This is a genomic window from Pseudonocardia sp. GCM10023141 (assembly GCF_042653605.1).
On the sequence record NZ_JBHSIR010000010.1, the window covers coordinates 13,775 to 34,546 of the forward strand.

16 protein-coding genes and 1 tRNA gene are annotated in these 20,772 nt (G+C 70.2%); 7 read left to right on the forward strand and 10 right to left on the reverse strand.

All coding sequences use genetic code 11. The features are described from left to right. Positions 1-209: 209 nt before the first annotated feature. Together ACFPFQ_RS07070 and ACFPFQ_RS07075 are read right to left on the reverse strand one after the other, a co-directional pair. Positions 210-1,043 (reverse strand): IS3 family transposase, encoded by an 834-nt coding sequence (locus tag ACFPFQ_RS07070; protein WP_379616014.1) that lies wholly within the window; start codon positions 1,041-1,043, stop codon positions 210-212. Positions 1,044-1,090: 47 nt separating this feature from the next. Beyond that, on the reverse strand, positions 1,091-1,390 hold the full coding sequence (locus tag ACFPFQ_RS07075) for a transposase (protein WP_379616016.1): 300 nt from the start codon (positions 1,388-1,390) through the stop codon (positions 1,091-1,093). A gap of 278 nt (positions 1,391-1,668) precedes the next feature. Here ACFPFQ_RS07075 and ACFPFQ_RS07080 point away from each other — a divergent pair, with 278 nt between their 5' ends. The 4 genes from ACFPFQ_RS07080 to ACFPFQ_RS07095 all read left to right on the forward strand — a co-directional run bounded on the left by ACFPFQ_RS07080 (position 1,669) and on the right by ACFPFQ_RS07095 (position 6,069). Continuing rightward, entirely contained in the window at positions 1,669-2,058 is a 390-nt protein-coding gene (locus ACFPFQ_RS07080) for a hypothetical protein (protein WP_379616018.1), read from the forward strand. A 148-nt stretch (positions 2,059-2,206) separates the two neighbouring features. Continuing rightward, positions 2,207-3,838, forward strand: a complete 1,632-nt coding sequence (locus ACFPFQ_RS07085; RefSeq protein WP_379616020.1) for a hypothetical protein — start codon at positions 2,207-2,209, stop codon at positions 3,836-3,838. Positions 3,839-4,169: 331 nt separating this feature from the next. Next, positions 4,170-4,502, forward strand: coding sequence for a helix-turn-helix domain-containing protein (locus ACFPFQ_RS07090; protein WP_379616022.1), 333 nt, complete (start codon positions 4,170-4,172; stop codon positions 4,500-4,502). 61 nt (positions 4,503-4,563) lie between these two features. Beyond that, entirely contained in the window at positions 4,564-6,069 is a 1,506-nt protein-coding gene (locus tag ACFPFQ_RS07095; RefSeq protein ID WP_379616024.1) for a LacI family DNA-binding transcriptional regulator, read from the forward strand. A gap of 922 nt (positions 6,070-6,991) precedes the next feature. Here the strand turns inward: ACFPFQ_RS07095 and ACFPFQ_RS07100 are convergent. Together ACFPFQ_RS07100 and ACFPFQ_RS07105 are read right to left on the reverse strand one after the other, a co-directional pair. After that, positions 6,992-7,068 (reverse strand) — tRNA-Pro (locus tag ACFPFQ_RS07100). Positions 7,069-7,103: 35 nt separating this feature from the next. Beyond that, positions 7,104-8,045, reverse strand: a complete 942-nt coding sequence (locus ACFPFQ_RS07105; protein WP_379616026.1) for a metallophosphoesterase — start codon at positions 8,043-8,045, stop codon at positions 7,104-7,106. A gap of 66 nt (positions 8,046-8,111) precedes the next feature. Here ACFPFQ_RS07105 and ACFPFQ_RS07110 point away from each other — a divergent pair, with 66 nt between their 5' ends. Beyond that, positions 8,112-8,582, forward strand: coding sequence for a GatB/YqeY domain-containing protein (locus ACFPFQ_RS07110; protein WP_379616028.1), 471 nt, complete (start codon positions 8,112-8,114; stop codon positions 8,580-8,582). Between the two features lie 15 nt (positions 8,583-8,597). On the opposite strand, the gene topA is transcribed toward ACFPFQ_RS07110, so the two are convergent. The 6 genes from topA to ACFPFQ_RS07140 all read right to left on the reverse strand — a co-directional run bounded on the left by topA (position 8,598) and on the right by ACFPFQ_RS07140 (position 16,739). Beyond that, the gene (gene topA, locus ACFPFQ_RS07115; protein ID WP_379616103.1) at positions 8,598-11,369 is read right to left on the reverse strand and encodes a type I DNA topoisomerase; all 2,772 of its coding nucleotides are present in this window, start codon (positions 11,367-11,369) and stop codon (positions 8,598-8,600) included. Positions 11,370-11,732: 363 nt separating this feature from the next. Further along, complete coding sequence (locus ACFPFQ_RS07120; RefSeq protein WP_379616030.1) at positions 11,733-12,326, reverse strand: hypothetical protein; 594 nt, start codon at positions 12,324-12,326, stop codon at positions 11,733-11,735. A gap of 111 nt (positions 12,327-12,437) precedes the next feature. Next, the gene (locus tag ACFPFQ_RS07125) at positions 12,438-13,046 is read right to left on the reverse strand and encodes a hypothetical protein (protein ID WP_379616032.1); all 609 of its coding nucleotides are present in this window, start codon (positions 13,044-13,046) and stop codon (positions 12,438-12,440) included. A gap of 9 nt (positions 13,047-13,055) precedes the next feature. Then, positions 13,056-13,655: a hypothetical protein gene (locus ACFPFQ_RS07130; RefSeq protein ID WP_379616034.1), complete on the reverse strand. Its 600-nt coding sequence runs from the start codon at positions 13,653-13,655 to the stop codon at positions 13,056-13,058. A gap of 62 nt (positions 13,656-13,717) precedes the next feature. After that, on the reverse strand, positions 13,718-14,245 hold the full coding sequence (locus ACFPFQ_RS07135; RefSeq protein ID WP_379616036.1) for a hypothetical protein: 528 nt from the start codon (positions 14,243-14,245) through the stop codon (positions 13,718-13,720). Between the two features lie 145 nt (positions 14,246-14,390). Beyond that, positions 14,391-16,739 (reverse strand): sodium-translocating pyrophosphatase, encoded by a 2,349-nt coding sequence (locus ACFPFQ_RS07140; protein ID WP_379616038.1) that lies wholly within the window; start codon positions 16,737-16,739, stop codon positions 14,391-14,393. A gap of 227 nt (positions 16,740-16,966) precedes the next feature. On the opposite strand from ACFPFQ_RS07140, the gene ACFPFQ_RS07145 reads away from it, so the two are divergent. Further along, positions 16,967-17,926, forward strand: a complete 960-nt coding sequence (locus tag ACFPFQ_RS07145) for a hypothetical protein (RefSeq protein WP_379616040.1) — start codon at positions 16,967-16,969, stop codon at positions 17,924-17,926. A 64-nt stretch (positions 17,927-17,990) separates the two neighbouring features. Then, complete coding sequence (locus ACFPFQ_RS07150) at positions 17,991-20,381, forward strand: DEAD/DEAH box helicase (protein ID WP_379616042.1); 2,391 nt, start codon at positions 17,991-17,993, stop codon at positions 20,379-20,381. Positions 20,382-20,772 lie beyond the last annotated feature (391 nt).

Consider the following 20,772-nt stretch of genomic DNA (forward strand, 5'->3'; position numbering starts at 1 on the left):
TTCGTATTGGGGCACCCTGATCGACTCTGGCAATCAGTGCGTCACAGCACACCTGACCTGGGAAGTGCCAGAAGCCTGGTTCGTTGAATCGTCCCGATGGTGGGGCGACAACCAGGACCCCGGGTGGCGCCGCAGCCGCGACGCCGGGCAGCGTCGTCACAAGGTCGATCTGAGCTTGACCCCCTGCGCCGGACACTGACGGTGTGGGGTCAGTGATCTTGGTCTGGCGGGGTGTGGGCCGCTTCGTAGTCAGCCGGGGAGAGCATTCCGATGCTGGAATGACGCCTTGTCGGGTTGTACCAGCACTCTATCCACTCGAATATTGCGTTGGCAAGCTCGGCCCGGGTTTTCCAGGTTCTGGAGTCGAGGAGTTCGAGTTGCATGGTTCCCCAGAACGACTCGACCAGGGAGTTGTCGTAGCAGTCTCCGATCGAGCCCATGGAGCCGACGAGTCCGGCGTCGACCAACCGCCGGCCGAACGCCCAAGATGTGAATTGCGACCCGTGGTCAGAATGCAGGATCGCGGTGTAGCGTTCGGGGTCGCGACGGGCGATAGCCATACTGAGTGCGTCGATGACGAGTTCGGTGCGCATGTTGTCGTCGATCGACCAGCCGATCACGCGCCGTGAATAGGAGTCGAGAACCGCTGCGCAGTACACCTTCCCTTCCAGCGTCGGATGTTCGGTGATATCGGTGCACCACAGCTCGTCCGGGCCGTCGACGACGAAGTCGCGGTCGACCAGGTCGGCATACAGCTCGGCGTGCGGGTCACGGACCGTACAGCCACGGCGTCGCCGCCGGTAGAGGCCCTGGATCCCGGCCTCGCGCATGATCCGCGCGACCCGCTTGTGGTTGACCGCGATCCCGAGCCCGAGGGTCAGCTCGGCGTGCACCCGCGGCCAGCCGTACGTTCCGCGGGAGTCCTCGTGGATCTTCTCGATGTGTTTGAGCAGCAACTCGTTCTCCACGGCGCGGGCCGATTTCATCCCGGATCGCCATTCGTAGAAGCCTTGGCGTCGCACGCCAAGGACCCGGCAGGTCACCGCGACGTCGAATCCGTCGTCGGCGAGTTCACGGACCAGCGGGAAGACTACTTTGGGAGGACGTTCTCCCGGGCGAAGTACGCGGCAGCGCGTTTGAGGATCTCGTTCTCGATCTCCAGGCGCCGCTTCTCCTTGCGGAGTTCGGCCAGTTCACGTCTGTCGGCGCTGGACAGCCGGGAATCGGTGGCGCCGGTGTCGGCGTCGGCCTGGGCCATCCAGTTCCGCAGGCACGACTCGGAGATCGACAGTTCTTTCGCGACCACCGAGACCGGCTTATCGCCCAGCCGGGCAAGGTCCACAGCGCGACGCCGGAACTCCGGCGGGTGAGGTGCAGGCACGAACGACATCCTCCCTGGTGGACCGGGTCCACCTCAGGTGACGTGTCCGGCGCCAGGGGTCAAGCTCAATCGTCGTCAACATGGCGGCGATCGACGAACGTGCTAGCGGAGGGCCAGTTGTCCGCGATTCGTCGACGCCGCAAGGGGACGCGACGTCGGTCAGGTGAGTGGGGCCTACGCACACTCGACCCAGAAACCCCGAAGAAACGAGACACGCCAGCAAAGCAACGACAAATGGCGGCTACGTCCTCGCCGCCGGCTCCACCACCCGCGATGGCCGATACCGGGTGGTCGACTACCGGACCCCGGTCGCGCTGCCGGCGTGGATGGTGCAGCGCTTGCGACCGGCACCGCTGCCGGCACCGCCACCACCGATCCGCACCGGGACCGGCCGCGCCGCCCGCTACATCGACGCGGCCATAGCGGCTGAAACATCGCGAGTGCACAACGCGCCGGGCGGGCAGCGCAACTTCACCCTGTACTGCGCCGCGAACGCTCTGGGGCAGCTTGTCGAGGGCCGCGCCCTCCCCGAGGACCGCGCCCGCGCGGCGCTGCTCGATGCCGCCGCCCGGCACATCGCAACCGGCGCCTACAGCCGTCGTCAAGCCGAGCAAACGATCACCTCCGGGCTCAAGGCCGGCGCCAAACGGCGCCGCTCGATCGGAGATGCCGCATGACCACCACTACCGCCCGATCCGGGCCGGCCCACCACCCCGACCACGTCCCGAACGGCCCGCACAACGGCTCTCAGGGCCCGCTGAGCAGGCCTCAGTCGTCGACGCCACGACGGCCCACTTACGCCACCACTTCGACGGAGGAGACACGGTGAGCAACGCTGAGATGACCCCGCCCCCGCGGCGAATGTGGCCGGTCGGGACCGGTGGCCGCCCGAGGGTGCGGGTCGGGGCGGATCCGGAGTCGATCCGGATCCTGACCGACGTCGTGGACGCCGGCCTGCTGCCCGACACCTACGTCACCGACGGCCAACCGGTGGTGATCGAGGCCGTGTCGGGTGCGGGTGGTCCGGCCGCGGGCGACGAGGATGTGGCGTTGCCGCTCTCGGCGAGTCCGCTACGGCCGCCACTGCTCGCGGCGCTGCTCGCCGAGCACGCCGACATCATCCGGCCCCGCAAAGACCGCAACGGCGACTCCTACGACGAGGAAGTCTCGCCGGGCGGTGGGGTGCTCTCCGCGGTGCTGGCGCGCCAGTCCTGGCCGGGGTTGCCGGTGCTGCACCGGATCATCCCGACCCCGGTGCTACGCCCGGACGGCACGTTGCTCCAGACCCCGGGCTATGACCCAGCGACCGGGTTCTACCTCGCCTCGACAACCGCGTTGGACCCGATCCCGGATCGGCCTGCCGCTGACGCGGTGGCGGCATCGCGGGAGTTCCTGGTGGAGCGGTTCCTGCGCGACTTCCCGTGGCGCTCCGACGCTGACCGCGCGAACTATCTGGCGCTGCTGGTGTCGCCGATCATCCGCCCCTACACCCGCTCGTTGTCTCCGTTCGGGGTGATTGAGGCGACCATGCCCGGATCCGGGAAAACCATCCTCGCCGGCTGCGTCGGGCTACTCGTCGGGCAACGCGTGCTCACGTGGACCGACTCCGATGACGAGTTGCGCAAGTCCATCACCACCGTGCTCGCCGATGCGGTCGGTGTGGTCGTGTTCGACAACCTCATCGAGGGCGCGGTCATCGACTCCGCCGTCCTCGCCCGGCTCGTGACCGAGCGGACCTGGACCGACCGCAAGCTCGGCACGAACACGGCGTCGACGTTCCCGAACGATCGGCTGTGGTTGGCGACCGGGAACAACCTGCGCACCGGCGGGGACATGGCCTCCCGGGCGGTGTGGGTGCGCCTGGACCCGGACTGCCCCCGTCCGGAAGCGCGGACCGGGTTCACCATCCCGAATCTCGACTCGTGGATCCTGCAGCCGGCCAACCAAGCCACCGTGCTGCGCCACGTCCTCACGTTGATCCTGGACTGGACCGCCCACGGCGCCCCGACCTCCAGCTCGGTGCCGGAGATGCGCCAGTTCACCAAGTGGGCGCAGCACGTCGGTGGGTTCCTCGAGCACCACCAGGTCCCCGGGTTCCTCACCAATGCTGACACCGCCCGCGGCCTCGACGACGACGCCGCGGAATGGCGGGCGTTCCTGCTGCGCTGGCGCACCCTGCACGCCGACCGGCACCTCACCGCCAACGAGCTACGGACAAGCGCTGAAACATCCGGAGGTGGCGGGTTCAGCGGCGACCCCTGGTCGGGCACGTTCCCCATGACCCCGAACGGCCAACTCCCGTCGGTGCGGTCATTGGGCCGGCGGCTGACCGGTCAGCTCGACCGGTGGAGAGACACCGTTGTTCTACGCAGCGTGAACGACGAGCACGGACACGGGCGCCGGTACTGGGTCCAACACGTAGATCAAGTTGGTAGCTCCAACACACACGGGGTATAAGCCGTTTCAAACCGCTATACCGCACTACACCTGATCCGACCTGGGAAAACAGTAGTTGTGGATCTTGCGGTTTAACAGGCGCGAGCGGTTTCCAAACCGCCAAACCGCGCGGTTTAGCGGTTTGCAAACCGCTGGCCGAAACCAAACCGCCGAACGTATCCGCAGGTCAACCCATGTTTCAGCGGTTTAGCGGTTTAGAACGGCTACCACGGCGCCCGCCAAAACGTGCAGACGGAACCCTCGCAGTCCGATCAAAGCCCTCTCGCGCCGAGGTAACGATGAGTAGCCAATGATGTCCCGCCCCGAACTTCGTCAACCAGGGAGACCGAGGATGGCAGCCACCCCCACCGTTGTGACGCTCTACAAGCCCGCCGAGGTCGCTGCGATGCTTCGGTGCTCGACATGGTGGATCAAGGAACAGGCGCGCCGCGGGCGCATCCCATTCAGTTGGATCGGCGGCAGCTACCTGTTCACGCGGGACCACATTGCGGAGATCGTCGCGATCTTCGAGAGCAGGCCCGACGGCAACGCCTCGATCTCCGCCGAGGGGGAGCGAGTCGTCCGAGCCCGTAGGAAGCCGATGATCGAGCCAAAGGTCCGATTGACGGCTCGCACACCGCGTCGCGTCCGCAGCATACAAGCGGGACAGGTCAACGCTGCGTGAAACCAGCATTCGTGGTCGACGGCTTTGATTGAGCGATACTGCCCAACTTGGGAGCGATTTCATGGGATACGCGGAGAAGCGCGGGACTTACTGGCGTGGGCGATACAAGATCGACCGAGGGCAGTACGGCACAGTCACCGATGTGAGTGGTGGCGTTACACGATTTCGAACGAAGCGTGACGCGGAGCTGGCAGCAGATGATGCCGAAGCGGCAATCCGTCGCGGGGGTCGACGGGATCCCGCTATCGGCAGGACCACGTTCGGCGAGTACGCGAGCCGGTGGTACGAGGCGCAGGACCTGGCGGCCTCCACGATGCAGAACTACAGGCGGCACATCGAGGAGCACCTCATGCCCACGTTCGAAAACACGGCGATCGCCGACATCCGAGCAACCGATATCAGTGCCTGGGAGAAGAAGGAGCGGGCCGTTCCGTACGCGCCATCCAGCGTCAAGACGTGGCGCGGGACTCTGCACCTCATCCTCGCCGACGCCATGGAGGAAGGCATCCGCGACACCAACCCAGCGGCGAAGCGTCGCGGTAGAGGAAAGCGCGCCGGGCGATCCCGCAACCGTGGACCGGAGAAGACGGTGACAACGCTCGCCGGCACTCTCCTTATCGCCGAGAGGGCAGCATTGCTCTCCGGTCGAGACGACGAGTTCGTGGCCGTCGCGCTTATGGGGCTCACGGGAATTCGATGGGGAGAGCTTGTCGGGCTGGAGACGGAGTACGTTCGCGGGACAAGCGTCCGCGTCGAATGGCAGCTCTACGAACTTGACACCGGAGAGATGCACCGGTGCCCACCCAAGGACGATTCGCACCGGACGATCGATGTGCCCGAAGGGCTGGCAGGCTTGCTTGCCGGACATCTCGCCCGCACGCAACCGAAGCCGTGCGCGTGTCATGGGCGCACCTACGTCTTTGGCGGCCACCGCGCCGCCAATGGCGCCGCACGCAACTTCGGGCCCAAGCTCGTCGACGTCGCGCGGCGGGCAGGGGTGTCGACCGGAACGGTGTCAGCGGTGCTGAACCGGCCGGATTCCGTCCCTGACGTAACTCAATTGAGGGTTCGCGCGGCTGTCCAGGAACTCGGCTACGTCCGCGGTGGCTCGTCTGGAGGGCTGGCGGCCCACTGGCGCAGGAACGGGTTTGCCACGTGGCTCTTCCAGCCCGCAGCGACGGGCTGGTACCCGCGCAAGGCGCCGTCGCCGGCTCGCCCGGTGCCGCTGCTCGGATCTCCATGGCCGGGGGTCCCGGTGAGGGGGAGAAACGCCGCCGGCCGAGCGGATGCGTGCTGGCTCCCCATCGCTCGGGGACTGACGCCGCACGGGCTGCGGCATACCCACAAGACGCTCATGGAAGAACTGGCGGTCCCGCCGAAGCTGATGGACGAGCGGATGGGACACGAGGACGGCTCCGTTCAGGCGCGCTACTCGCATGTGACCCCAGTGATGCGGACGCGACTCATGGACGGCTTGACGGAGGTCTGGGAGGCGGCACTGACCCAACGCCGCGAGATGAGTGAAGGCTCGCCGGTCACCGTGCTGGACGAGTTGCTCAAGGCTTGAGGTCGGAATCGACTTCAGCGCCCCGAGTGTCGGCACGACCCTCGATCTCATGGTGAACGTCTAACGGGCCAGCGGTTCCGATATTGCCGCTAGTCGTGCGCCGAGCTGTCTTATGGAGGTCCAGTGGACACGGGCGCCCGCCGGATCGAAGACGAGCTTCTCAGCCTGAGAGCCGTTGCGGCGTTCGGGGGTACGCCGCACGGCAATCAGTGCATCTTTTGGGCAGTCGTCGCACATGCGCGACCATCGGTCGTACGTGGCTCTCAGGTTCGCGGAGCTGGCCGCATGGGTAGGCCGATCCTTCTTGCATGCGTTGACGATCGTCGACGTTAGGAAGCGAGCAAGGCGGATTGACATGGGGAAACACACAGCATGCGGATCCGGAGGCCCTCGGCCCGAGGTAGGAGTCGGGACCGAGGGCCGGACCGTCGGCGGTCACCAGAGAGGCCAATCGCACGAGCCGGTCGAACGTAGCGCGGACATCCAAGGATGTCGAACCCCCATCACCGACTGCCGGCAGACACCCTGGCGCCGAGTGCGCGAGGTCGTCTGGCAGATCGTCGCGAATGTGGTGGGTAGGTGTGTGGTGGAGGTGATCATCGGCTGACGATGAGTCGACGTCCTCGTCCCGGTCCCGGCGGCTAAACCGGAGCCGGGGCGGGGTGGTGGTCTCGGCCGACTCGGCGCCCCGGAGCCGAGGATCGAGTTGCCGAGGGGTCGATCAGGTCGCGTATCGGCTGGCGGACCACATCGCCGGAGTCGCGGCATTCCTACCGGGTACTCGGGACTTGAAGGAGGGGAGACCGCCTGTTGGAAGCACCACTCATTCAAGATCGTCTCCCAGATTTCTCCCAAACCGTGCCCGGGCAACGACAAAGGGCCGGTCTCCCGTGTGGGATACCGGCCCTGAGCTGGGAAAACGTGGTCGGGGTGACAGGATTTGAACCTGCGACCTCTTCGTCCCGAACGAAGCGCGCTACCAAGCTGCGCCACACCCCGATGGTTTGCGATCGTGCTGCGAACCGTGGATGAGTCTAGCTGACGTCCGCCACCGCCTTTGCGGGGGTGGTGCTTTGGTGCGACGTGCCGACGGTGCGGGGCACCAGGGTCAGCAGGCTCGCCTCGGGCGGGCACGCGAAACGGACCGGGGCGAACGGCGAGGTGCCCAGGCCCGCCGACACGTGCAGCCAGGTGTGCGCGCCCCAGCGGGACGCTCCGCGGGCGCGGGCCCGGTCCAGGCCGCAGTTGGTGGTGAGCGCGCCGTAGCCGGGGACGCGCAGCTGGCCACCGTGGGTGTGACCCGCCATCACGAGGTCGTAGCCGTCGCCGGCGAAGCAGTCGAGTACGTGGGGCTCGGGGGAGTGCGTGAGACCCAGGCGCAGGCCGGGGCGACCGGTGGGGCCGCCCGCGATGCGGTCGTAGCGGTCGAGGCCCAGGTGCGGGTCGTCGACACCGGCGGCGGCCACCGGGACGCCTGCCACGTCCAGCTCGACCCTGGCGTGGGTGGCGTCGAGCCAGCCGCGCTCGATCATCGCGGCGCGCAGGTCGCGCCACGGCAGCGGCTCGCCGTGGACCCGGCGGTTGCTCTTCGTGAGGTAGCGGGCCGGGTTCTTCGGGGTGGGACCGAAGTAGTCGTTGCTCCCGAACACGAACAGGCCGGGACGTTCCAGCAGCGGGCCGAGCGCGGCGATGACCGCGGGCACCGCGCGCGGGTGGGCCAGGTTGTCGCCGGTGTTGACGACGAGATCGGGCTCCAGCGCCGCCAGCGCGGCCACCCAGCGCTGCTTGCTGTGCTGGGTCGGCATCAGGTGCAGATCGGAGATGTGCAGGATGCGCAACGGGCGGGAATCCGCCGCCAGTACGGGCAACGTGGTCTCGCGCAGCGTCCACCGACGGCGTTCGATGCCGGCCGCGTACGCGACCGTGGCCGCTCCTGTGGTGGTCGCGCCGAGCGCGAGCCGAGCCCAGCTGTTCACCCTTCCACCGTACGTCGGTCCCCGGGATGGGCCGCGCCGGGTCCGGGACCGCTAGCGTTGTCAGTCGTGAGCACCCTCAAGGAGCAGTTGCGGACCGATCTGACCGCTGCCATGAAGGCCCGCGACGAGCTGGTGAAGGCGACGCTGCGGATGACCCTGACCGCGATCGGGGTGGCCGAGGTCGCCGGCACGTCGGCCCGCGAGCTCGACGACGCGGAGGTGCTGAAGGTCATCACGCGCGAGGCCAAGAAGCGCGCGGAGTCGGCCGAGGCGTTCGCCGGTGCCGGCCGCGACGAGCTCGCCGCCAAGGAGCGCGCCGAGGGGGAGATCCTCGCGCGCTACTTGCCCAAGCAGCTCACCGACGACGAGCTCGCCGCCATCGCGAAGGCCGCCGTCGAGGAGACGGCCGCCGAGCTGGGGCAGCAGCCCGGCCAGCGCCAGATGGGCCAGGTCATGAAGCGCGCGGGCGCCGTGGTGGCCGGTCGCGCCGACGGCGGCCGGGTGGCGGCGGCCGTCAAGGCGTTGCTCACGCCCTGACGGCCGGCCGCCCACCTACTTGGTGGTGGGCGCCTTCTTGCGCGGCGCGGCAGGCTTGCGGGCCGCGGGCTTGCGTGCCGGCGCCTTCTTCGGTGCGGGCGCGCGCAGCCGGCGTTCGGCCAGCAGCTCGGAGGCCCGCTCGTCGGTCAGCGTCTCGACCACGTCGCCCTTGCGCAGCGACGCGTTGGTCTCGCCGTCGGTGACGTAGGGCCCGAACCGGCCGTCCTTGATGACCATCGGCTTCTTCGTGGCCGTATCGGCGCCCAGTTCGCGCAGTGGCGGGGTGGCCGAGGCGGCCGCACGCCCGCGCTGCTTGGGCTGCTTGTAGATCTCCAACGCCTCGTCGAGCGTGACGGTGAACATCTGCTCCTCGCTGGTCAGCGACCGCGAGTCGGTGCCCTTCTTCAGGTACGGCCCGTAGCGGCCGTTCTGCGCGGTGATCTCGTCGCCGCTCTCCGGGTCGGACCCCACCAGCCGCGGCAGCGACAGCAGCCGCAGCGCGTCCTCGAGCGTGACCGTCTCGGTGGACATGCCCTTGAACAGCGAGCCGGTGCGCGGCTTCGGCTTGGCCGCGGCCGCCTTCTTGGCGGCGGCGGTCTTGGTGCCGGCCTTCTTCGGCGCGGCACCTTCGGCGGCGGGGGCCTCCTCCGGCGCTGCCGGCTCCGGCAGGATCTCGGTGACGTAGGGCCCGTAGCGGCCCTCCTTCGCCACGATCTCGTGCCCGGTGACCGGGTCGACACCCAGTGAGCGACCCTCCTGCGGCACCGAGAACAGCTGCTCGGCGACCTCGGGGGTGAGCTCGTCGGGTGGCAGTTCGTCGGGCAGGTTGGCCCGCTGCGACACGCCGTCGCGAATGCGCTCCAGGTACGGGCCGTAGCGCCCGACCCGGACCACCACGTCGTCGAAGACCGGCACGGAGTTGATCTCCCGCGCGTCGATCTCCTCGAGGTTGACGCCCACGAGCTTCTTCAGCCCGCCTGCCCTCGCGACGGAGCCCTCGGAGCCCTGCTCGGCGCCGAAGTAGAAGCCCGTCAGCCAGTCGGTGCGCTGCTGGGTGCCGGACGCGATCGAGTCGAGCTCGTCCTCCATGGCGGCGGTGAAGTCGAAGTCGACCAGGCGCCCGAAGTGGTGCTCGAGCAGCCCGGTGACCGCGAACGCGATCCACGACGGGACCAGCGCCTGGCCCTTCTTCCACACGTAGCCGCGGTCCTGGATCGTCTTGATGATCGTGGCGTAGGTGGACGGGCGGCCGATGCCGAGATCTTCGAGGTGCTTGATCAGGCTCGGCTCGGTGTAGCGCGACGGCGGGTTGGTGGAGTGCCCCTCCGGCGTGAGCGACGCCGCGGTGAGCGCCTGCCCCTTCGTCAGCTCCGGCAGCCGCGACTCCGCGTCGTCGGCCTCGCCGCCCGCCTGGTCGTCGACCGTCTCGACGTAGGCCTTGAGGAACCCGGGGAACGTGATGGTGCGCCCGGACGAGGCGAACGTGACGTCCTCGCCGGTGGCGGCGTTGCCCGTGATCCGGATGCTGACCGTGGTGCCGCGGGCGTCGGCCATCTGCGAGGCCACCGTGCGCTGCCAGATCAGCTCGTAGAGCCGGAAGTCGTCGCCCTCGACCTCGCGGGCGACGTCGCCGGGCGTGCGGAAGGTGTCGCCCGCGGGCCGGATGGCCTCGTGGGCCTCCTGCGCGTTCTTGACCTTGCGCGTGTACTGCCGCGGCTGCGCCGGGACGTAGGCGTCGCCGTAGAGCTCGCGCGCCTGCGACCGCGCTGCCTCGATCGCCGAGGGCGACAGCGTGGTGGAGTCGGTACGCAGGTAGGTGATGTAGCCGTTCTCGTAGAGCCGCTGCGCGCTGCGCATCGTGCGGTCGGCCGAGAAGCGCAGCTTGCGCCCGGCCTCCTGCTGCAGCGTCGACGTCATGAACGGCGGGTAGGGCTTGCGCGTGTACGGCTTGGACTCCACCGACTCCACGGTCAGCGCGCGGTCCTGCAGCGCCTCCGCGAGCCTGCGGGCACTCGCCTCGTCCAGGGCGCGGGCGGGGTCCTTGCCGCCGGTCTTGAGCTGCCCGTCGGAGCCGAAGTCGCGGCCCGTGGCGACGCGGCTGCCGTCGACCGCGACGAGGCGCGACGGGAACTGGCGCGGCGCAGCGTCGGCGCCGGCGTCCATCTGGGCGGCGATGTCCCAGTACCCGGCCGAGACGAACGCCATGCGCTCGCGCTCGCGCTGGACGATGATCCGCGTGGCCACGGACTGCACTCGGCCCGCCGACAGCTTCGGCATGACCTTCTTCCACAGCACGGGGGAGACCTCGTAGCCGTAGAGCCGGTCCAGGATGCGGCGGGTCTCCTGGGCGTCGACCATGTCCTGGTCGAGATCGCGCAGGTTCTCCACGGCCGCGCGGATGGCGGGCTCGCTGATCTCGTGGAAGACCATCCGGCGCACCGGGATCTTCGGCTTGAGCGTGTCGAGCAGGTGCCAGGCGATGGCCTCGCCCTCGCGGTCGGGGTCGGTGGCGAGCAGGACCTCGTCGACGCCCTTCATGGCGTCGCGCAGCTCGGCGACCTTGCCCCGCTTCTCGGGCGTGATGATGTAGAGCGGCGCGAACTCGTGGTCGACGTCGACACCCAGCCGGGCCCACGACTCGCCCTTGTACTTGGCCGGCACGTCGGCGGCACCGCGTGGCAGATCCCGGATGTGGCCGACCGAGGCCTCCACCACGTAGTCCTTGCCGAGGTAGGCCTGGATCTTCTTGGCCTTGGTGCCCGACTCCACGATCACCAGCCGGCGGATCGGCCGGCCGGTGGCCGCGGCTGCGGGCGTGCCGGTACGCCGACTGCCACCCGCCTTCCGCGCGCCCGTCCCGTTGCTGCCTGCTCCGTTGCTGCTGGCGTCCTCGTGGGTATCGGGTGCGGTACTGGTCGTTCCGGTTGCCACCTGGTCCTACTCCATCGTCTACGGCCGTGCCTGAAAGGTGCTCCGGCCGTTCTGCCCGGGTCCGCGCGCCTGGTGCGCGAGAGCCCCCGGATGTCGAGTATGCGTGTCCCCCGTTGCGGCGTGTCGCCGTACTGCCACGTTCGCACACTCACCCGTTGTGTTGCTCGTCTCACTCCAGGCATCCGTGCCGGCCGTGCCGCGAGAGCCTAACCAGACCTGTCAAGACGCCGTACGGCCCCAGTATCGCGGCCAGGCCTCCCGGGAGAGCCGCGGAGGGACGGGTCCGACCAGTTCGACGAGCCGCTGGACGCGCCGCGTGCCGCTGATCCGCAGCGCCGTGCCGCCCGTGACGCGGGCCGGCGGGATGCCGGCGCGCGTGGCCGCGGTGATCAGGCGGTCGTGGGTCTGTGGGGCGTGCGTGTCGAGGGAGAGGAGGTAGCCGCCGCGCTCGTCCGACCAGCCGGCCGACAGCGCCCACAGCCGCAGCGCGGAGCCGTCGAGCTGCCACCCGGCCGGCACCGTCTTGACCGCGCCGCACGTCCAGGACCTGGCCAGATCCGCCAGGTCACAGCGGAAGGCGGACCGCAGCGCGGTGGCCCCGCTCTCCGTGACGACCGTGTCCATCGGGACGCCGACGGCCGCGCACACCGCGGCGACGAACGGGGCGCGTTCGGGGTGGGGGAGCACCACCGAGATCCGGGCCTGGTCTCCGGCGCCGAACCGCACGATCTGGCCGGGACCGCACAGGAGCCCCGCCAGATCGCTCACCTGAGGTGGGCGCGCGCCGGCGGAGAACAGCGAAGGCTGCGACACGAGCGAAACCGTAGAACACACGTTCGATCGACGTACAGGGGGCGCGCCGGGAAATCGCCGATCGGGGTGGGTCGGCGAGCGCTGGGACGGCAACGAGCGCTGCGATGGCGATCAGTGCGGGTTGGCGGCCAGTGCGGCGAGCTGCTGGCACGGCGGCGCCTGCTCCGCGGCACGCTGCAGGCGCGGGACCGAGGCGAAGGACGCGATCGGGTCGGGCGCTCTGAGAGTGCCGAGCGTGCCCTCCAGCTGTGCCAGCACGGCTCCGAACGTGGCGGGGTCGGCCGGATCGGCACCATCGACGGTGGCGCGCGCCGCGGTGAAGGTCTGGCCGGCCGCGGTGAGCGCGTCGCGGACTCCCGCCGCGGCAGCGTCACCGCCCGGCACGGGTTCGCGGCCCAGCGTGCGCAGCTGCGCCACGCCCTGCTCGGTTCCGGTCACGACCGACGTCAGGTAGGTGCTGGCCAGCTGCCGCACGGCCGGCAGGTCCGGGGAGGCGCCGAAGTCGGGCCGGGTGGTGGCCGGGGTCGCGAAGGCCAGCACGGCCGTGCAGACCTGACCGGTCCAGGGCACCGGGTCGCTGCCGGGACCCTCGGTGGGCGCGGGCGCCGGATCGGCAGCGGGGGTGCCGGTGACGCCGACGCTGCAGCCGGTGGTGAGCGGGCCGGCGCCGATCAGGAGTCCGGCGAGGAGGACGAGTGCGCGCTGCGACGTACGGGACATGCGATCCGGTCAGCCTCCGATGGCCTTCAGGGCCGTGCAGTTGGGCGCTTGCTTGGCCGCCTTCTCGAGCTCGGCGTTGGCGGCCAGATCCGCCGTCGGGGACGGCAGGTTGGTCAGCTCCGTGAGTGGACCCAGCACATCGGGGAGGGTGCTGGCCAGCTGCTGCGGATCGGCCGGGTCGATCTGGTCGATCTTCGACTTGGCGTCCGCGACCTTGCCCCGCACCGAGGTGACCGTCGATGAGACCTTGTTGACGAGATCGTCGCCGCCCTTGACCGGCGACGGGCCAGCGGCCTTGAGCCCCGACACGGCGGAGTCCATCGCCGTGATCGCGGTGCCGAACAGGCTGCTCAGCGCCTTGACCGCGGCACCGGGCTCGTTCGGGTCGATGTCGGGCTCGGCCGTGGTCAGCTTGTCCAGTGGTGTCAGCGCACCGCAGACCCTGTTGACCCAGGCGACCGCGTCGCCTGCCGGTGCTGCGGGGCTCGACAGCGGTGCGCTCGCGGCGGCGGGTGCGGCAGCGCCGCTCACGGTGGTGGTGCACCCGGCCGCGAGCACGGCCGTGGTCGCCACTGCAGCGAGCAGCACCGGTGTGGTGAAGCGTTGCATGTGCCTGCTCCCGAAGGTCGGATGAGGGCCCCGGATGGCCATGTCACGGCCGACGGCATCGGTCACTTGGAGCGTAGCTGCTTGCAGTTGGGGGCCTGCTCGGCAGCCGCACGCAGGGCGTCGTTGGACTCGAGGCCCCGGGTCGGGTCGGCGAGGCTGCTGAGGCTCTGCAGCGGTGCCACCACGGCGGGAAGGGCCGCGGCCAGCGCCTCCGGGCTCGAGCTGTCGACGCCGCTGAGCCGCGTGCCGGCGTCGGTGAAGCTGCTGTGGATGCTGGTGAGGGTGGTCTTGAGCCGCCCCACGAAGTCGTCGCCGCCGGTGACCGGCGCCGGACCGGCCGAGTCGAGCCCGGTGATCGCGTCCTGCAGCGCGGCGGCGGTGGAGCTGAAGTAGGTGCTCAGGAGGCGCACAGCGCCGGCCGGATCGTCTTTGTTGATCTTCGGTTGCGCTGCGGCGGAGCGGGCGAAGCCGGTCAGTGCCCCGCAGACGTCGTTGGTCCAGGTGACGGCGCCGGCGCTGGGGCCGGAACTGCACCCCGCGACGATGACGAGAGCAGCGGCGAGCACGCCGATGCTGGAACGGCTTCCCATGGCACGCCCTCCCGGGCGAATGGGACGCGCGGCGCGCGTCGGGTTCGGGGAACGTACAGGCACGTTCCGAACGACGGAGACCGCCCACCCGTCCGGGTGAGCGGCCTCCGTCGTGTTCGTGGGCCGATCGGCCCACCGGGACCCGTCAGCCGACGGTGGTCTCGGCGGGGGTGTCGGTGATCGACGTGGACCGCCGCTTCGACACGACGACCGCGCCGACGATGATCGCGAACGCGACGAGCGCGATCACGATCCGGATCGGCGCGGAGGCCGAGTCGCCGACCGAGAGCGTGACGACGGCCGGCGCGATCAGCACGGAGACCAGGTTCATCACCTTGATCAGCGGGTTGATCGACGGGCCTGCGGTGTCCTTGAACGGGTCACCGACGGTGTCACCGATGATCGTCGCCTCGTGGGCGGGCGATCCCTTGCCACCGTGGTTGCCGTCCTCGACCAGCTTCTTGGCGTTGTCCCATGCGCCACCCGAGTTGGCGAGGAAGATCGCCATCAGGGTGCCGGTGGCGATGGCGCCTGCCAGGTAACCGGCCAGCGGGCCGACGCCGAGGCCGAAGCCGACGGCGATCGGGGAGAGGATCGCCAGCAGGCCGGGGGTGGCCAGCTCACGCAGCGAGTCGCGGGTGCAGATGTCCACGACGCGGCCGTACTCCGGCTTCTCCGTGTAGTCCATGATCCCGGGGTGCTCGCGGAACTGGCGGCGCACCTCGAACACGATGGCGCCTGCGGCCCGGGTCACGGCGTTGATGGCCAGTCCCGAGAACATGAAGACGACCGACGCGCCGATGATCACGCCGACCAGCGTGTTCGGGGCGAACACCTCGTAGGCGAACGCGGTGCCCGCGGTCTCCAGCTTGCCGCCCGCATCGGCCAGCGCCTGCGTGATCGCGTCCCGGTAGGAGCCGAACAGCGCCGTTGCAGCCAGCACGGCAGTGGCGATCGCGATGCCCTTGGTGATGGCCTTCGTGGTGTTGCCGACCGCGTCGAGCTCGGTCAGCACGCCGACGCCGGCACCCTCGACGTCGCCCGACATCTCGGCGATGCCCTGCGCGTTGTCGGCGACGGGGCCGAAGGTGTCCATCGCGACGATGACACCGACCGTGGTGAGCAGGCCGGTGCCGGCCAGCGCCACCGCGAACAGCGCCACCGTGATCGACCCGGTGGCCAGCGCGAACGCGCCGAACACGGCGGCCGAGATCACCAGCGCGGTGTAGACGGCCGACTCGAAGCCGATCGAGATGCCCGCGAGGATGACCGTGGCCGCACCGGTGAGCGAGGACTTGCCCACGTCCTGGACGGGCTTGTCCTCGGTACCGGTGAAGTAGCCCGTGAGCCACAGGATGATGCCGGCGAGAACGATGCCGATGATCACCGCGATCGAGGCGATGAGCCGCGGGTCGCTGCCTGCCATGGCGGCGACGACGGTGTTGTCGGTCGGCGCGCTGTTGGGCGCACCGCCGCCCAGCCCGGCGAAGGTGCCGGGCAGGTACAGGTAGGCCGCGATGATGCAGAGCACGCCGGAGATCACCGCGGAGATGTAGAAGCTCCGGTTGATCGACTTGAGGCTGCTCTCGTTCTCGCGGGTCTTCGTGATGTAGACGCCGATGACGGCCGTCAGCACGCCGATGGCCGGCACGATCAGCGGGAACAGCAGGCCCTGCTGGCCGAACGCGGCACTGCCGAGGATCAGCGCGGCGACGAGCGTGACCGCGTAGGACTCGAAGAGATCGGCGGCCATGCCGGCACAGTCGCCCACGTTGTCACCGACGTTGTCGGCGATGGTGGCGGCGTTGCGGGGGTCGTCCTCCGGGATGCCCTGCTCGACCTTGCCGACGAGGTCGGCGCCCACGTCGGCGGCCTTGGTGAAGATGCCGCCGCCGACACGCATGAACATGGCGAGCAGTGCGGCCCCGAAGCCGAAGCCCTCGAGCACCTTGGGTGCCTGGCCGGCGTAGACGAGGACGACGATGGCAGCACCGAGCAGGCCGAGGCCCACGGTGAACATGCCGACGACACCACCGGTGCGGAACGCGATGCGGGTGGCCTTCTCGCGGCCACCGTCCTCACGCGATGCGGAGGCGACCCGGATGTTGGCGAAGGTCGCCAGCCGCATCCCCATGTAGCCGATCGTCGCGGAGAATCCCGCGCCGATCAGGAAGAAGATGGAGCGGCCGATGCGCTCACCGATGTCGTCGGCGGGGAGCGCGAACAGCACCACGAAGACGATGACGACGAAGACGCTGAGGGTGCGGAACTGGCGGTTGAGGTACGCCGAAGCGCCCTCCTGCACCGCCTTGCCGATCTCCTGCATCTTGGGGGTGCCCTCGTCGGCGGCTAGCACCTCCCGGCGTAGTACGAAGCCGATGGCCAAGGCAATAATGGCGACCACCGCGACTACACCAGCGATGATGTAGCCGCTCTCGCCCAGTTTGAGCGCGTCTGACGCGCCCTGGGCGAGCGTGGCGGTGGACAGGGACATCCGTCCTCCTGGTTCAAGTGAGTCACTCGGGCCAGGGCACTCGGACGGCGTCCCTGGCGTCTCGATAACGCCCGTCGGCGCAGGTAGAAGCGGCGTCGGGCGTTTGCAGTGTAGGAGTGTGACCCACGCCTCTCGGGGCGGGTGTACGGTTTGCGATTCGAATAACGATTCCATTACGAACTGGGCGAAACGGTGTTTCGTAGGGGCCAATCCGTGATCTTGCCGTGATGCGCTCGGCCACAGGTGGGTGGCGCACCCCGCTGCTGGTGGCGGGTTGCGCGCTGCTGCTGGTGCTAGGCGGCTCGCTCTGGGCGCGATCGGTACTGGAACCGGGCTGGGGCCCGTTCGCGCGGGCCGGCGCGGCGCGGGCGGCGTCGATGGCTCCGACGGCGCCCGCACCGCAGCCGCTGGTGGCCCGGCCCCCGACGGAGTCGCCGCCGGCGCGCACCGGCATGGCCGCCACGGCGGTGACGGCAGCCGAGGCGGCTGCGCACGACGGCACCGAGCTCGGGGTGGCCGTGCTCGACCGGGTCACGGGCGAGCTGGCGGTGGGCGACCGGGGTACGGAGCCGTTCTACACGGCGTCGCTGTCCAAGCTGGTGGTGGCGGTGGACGTGCTCGACCGCCACCGGCTCGAGGGACTCCCGGTGACCGAGACCGACGTCGACCTGATCCGGCGGGCGCTGGGCCCGAGCGACGACGACGCCATGAACGCGCTGTGGAGCGGGTTCGACGGGGCGGGCGCGGCAGGCCGCCTGAGCAAGCGCGCCGGCCTGGAGAACACCTCGGCACCCGAGGACCCGTCGCAGTGGGGCGAGATGGCGATGCCGGCCACCGACATGGTGCGCGTGTGGCACTACATCCTCGACGACGTGCCGGAGGAGGAGCGGGAGCTGCTGGTCTCGGCGATGGATCGCTCACCCGCGGAGGCCGCCGACGGATTCGACCAGCAGTACGGGCTCGAGGCGGTGCCCGACGGCACCAGCGGCCACCCGGACGTGGTGGCCAAGCAGGGTTGGATGTGCTGCTTCGGGGCGCAGTTCTACCTCCACAGCGCCGGGTTGGTGGGCACCGACAACAGGTTCGTGGTGGCGCTGATGTCGCGGATGCGGCGCGAGCCCGGCTGGGAGGCGGCGCGGCAGGAACTCGACAGCGTGGCCGATGCGGCGGTGCGCGCACTGCGATGATCGCCGGCTCTGCAGCAGACGGCACTGCAGCGATTGACGGTGCCGTGTGCCAACCTCGCTGACCATGGGCACCACGCACGAACGGGTGAGAGCGGGAGACCGCGGCACCCACCTGCTGCGCCGGGTGCTCGCGGGCTCGGGGGTGGATCCGGATGCCGATCCGGCGACCGATCCCGATGGGCCGCTGCGCCATGTGGTGCACCTGCCGCCGCGGGCGGGTGATGCCGCGGGCTGGCCGCTGTGGACTCCGCCTGCGGTCCGCGAGGCCTTCGTCCGGCGTGGCGTGCTCGCCCCGTGGCAGCACCAGGCCGCTGCGGCGGAGCTGGCCCACGCCGGTCGCCACGTGGTGGTGGCCACCGGCACGGCATCCGGCAAGTCGCTCGCCTACCAGCTCCCGGTGCTCACGGCGTTCGCCGCCGATCCCCGGGCCACGGCCCTGTACCTCTCGCCGACCAAGGCGCTCGCCGCCGATCAGCTGCGGGCGCTCGACGCGCTGGGGCTCGAGGACGTGCGCCCGGCCACCTTCGACGGCGACACGTCACTCGACGCCCGCGACTGGGCCCGGCTGCACGGGCGGTGGCTGTTCAGCAATCCCGACATGCTGCATCGCTCGATGCTGCCGCGCCACAGCCGCTGGGCGGGCTTCCTGCGGAAGCTGCGCTACGTCGTGATCGACGAGTGCCACACCTACCGCGGGGTGTTCGGTTCGCACGTGGCGCTGCTGCTGCGCAGGCTGCTGCGCATCTGCGAGCGCTACGGATCGCATCCCACGCTCGTGCTGGCGTCGGCCACGGTGGCCGAGCCGGCCGCGTTCGCGTCGCGGCTGACCGGGCGCGAGGTGAGCGCGGTCGCCGTGGACGCATCGCCCGCCGCAGGCCGCACCGTGGTGCTGTGGGAGCCGCCGCTGCTGCCGGAGCTGGCCGGGGAGAACGGCGCCCCGGTGCGGCGGGCCGCGGGTGCCGAGGCGGCGCGGATGCTGGCCGACCTGGTGCTGGAGGGTGCTCGCACGCTGGCGTTCGTGCGGTCGCGGCGTGGTGCGGAGCTGACGGCGCTCGGCGCGCAGCGGGTGCTCGCCGACGTCGACCCCGCGCTCGTGCCCCGGGTGTCGCCCTACCGCGGCGGGTACCTGCCGGAGGAGCGCCGTGCACTGGAGGCCGCACTCGCCGACGGTGATCTGCTGGGAGTGGCCACCACCAACGCGCTGGAGCTGGGGGTGGACATCTCCGGTCTCGACGCCGTGGTGGTGGCGGGCTTCCCGGGCACCCGCGCGTCGTTCTGGCAGCAGGCCGGGCGGGCAGGCCGCGGCAGCGACGAGGCGCTGGTGGTGCTCGTGGCCCGCGACGACCCGATGGACACCTACCTCGTGCACCACCCGCAGGCGCTGCTCGGCGCACCGGTGGAAGGATGCGTGCTCGATCCGGGCAACCCCTACGTGCTGGCACCGCACCTGGCCTGTGCGGCCGCAGAGCTGCCGCTGACCGAGGCCGACGTGGCCACCGTGTTCGGCGGCGCCCCCACCGAGGTGCTGCTCGAGGAACTCGTGCGAGACGGCGTGCTGCGGCGCAGGCCCACCGGCTGGTACTGGCCGTCCACCCGGGAGCAGCCGGCAGCGTCGGTGGACATCCGGGGTTCGGGGCTCGGCCAGGTGGCGATGGTGGAGTCGGAGACCGGCCGGATGCTCGGCACGGTGGACGCGGGCTCCGCGCCCGCCACCGCGCACACCGGGGCGGTGTACCTGCACCGCGGGGAGAGCTACGTGGTGGATCACCTCGATCTCGATGCGGCGGTGGCGCTGGTGCATGCGGCCGACCCGGACTGGCGCACCGACGCGCGCTCCACCGCCGACGTGGAGGTGGCCCGCGTGCTGCACCACCGCGCGTACGGGCCGGTGCACGTGTCGTTCGGTGAGGTGACGGTGACGTCGCAGGTGGTGGCCTACCAGCGCAAGTCGCCCGACGGCACGGTGCTCGAGACCGTGCCACTGGACCTGCCGGAACAGACACTGCACACCCGGGGCGTCTGGTACGACGTGGCCGAGGAGACGCTGCTGGCGGCCGGGCTCGAGCCCGCAAGGGTGCCGGGGGCGCTGCACGCCGCCGAGCACGCCGCGATCGGTCTGCTGCCGCTGTTCGCCACCTGCGACCGCTGGGACATCGGCGGCATGTCCACCGCCATGCACCCGGCCACCGGGCGCCCCACGGTGTTCGTGCACGACGGGCATCCCGGTGGCGCCGGGTTCGCCGAGCGGGGTCACGTGGTGCTGCTGGAGTGGCTGGCGGCCACGCGCGCCACGATCGACGACTGCGAGTGCCGCACGGGGTGCCCGTCGTGCGTGCAGTCGCCCAAGTGCGGCAACGGCAACTCGCCGCTGGACAAGGCCGGTGCGGTGATGGTGCTCGACGTGGTGCTCGCGGCGCTGCGTGGTGGGCCCACGTCCGGCGCCGAGGCGAGGTAGGTCGCCGCCGGCCGGCCCGGTCGGGGGAGGGGCCGGCCGGCGACGACCGATGCGCGGTGGAACCGGAATGGGGGTGGGCGTCGGGGCGACGCACCGGCCCCACCGCAGTCTGGGGAGCGAACACTGTGTTGTTGCGACTGGTTCCAGTAGGCCCTCGTCGGTGCTCGCGAGGCCAGAGCGCGTCGCCGATCGGTGCAGCAGCAACGACGAACGCATCGGCCCTGCGCCCAGTCGTCGGGCGGAGCGAACTGCCGCAGCGGCGGCGCCGTCGCGGCGGTGGCGACCCGCCCGGCCGAGCTCGGCGACCGCTCGCCGATCTTGGGGTGGATCTTCGTGCGGGGGAGGGTGTAGCGGGCCGTTGTGGATCAGTGTCGACCGACGGCAGCTGTGC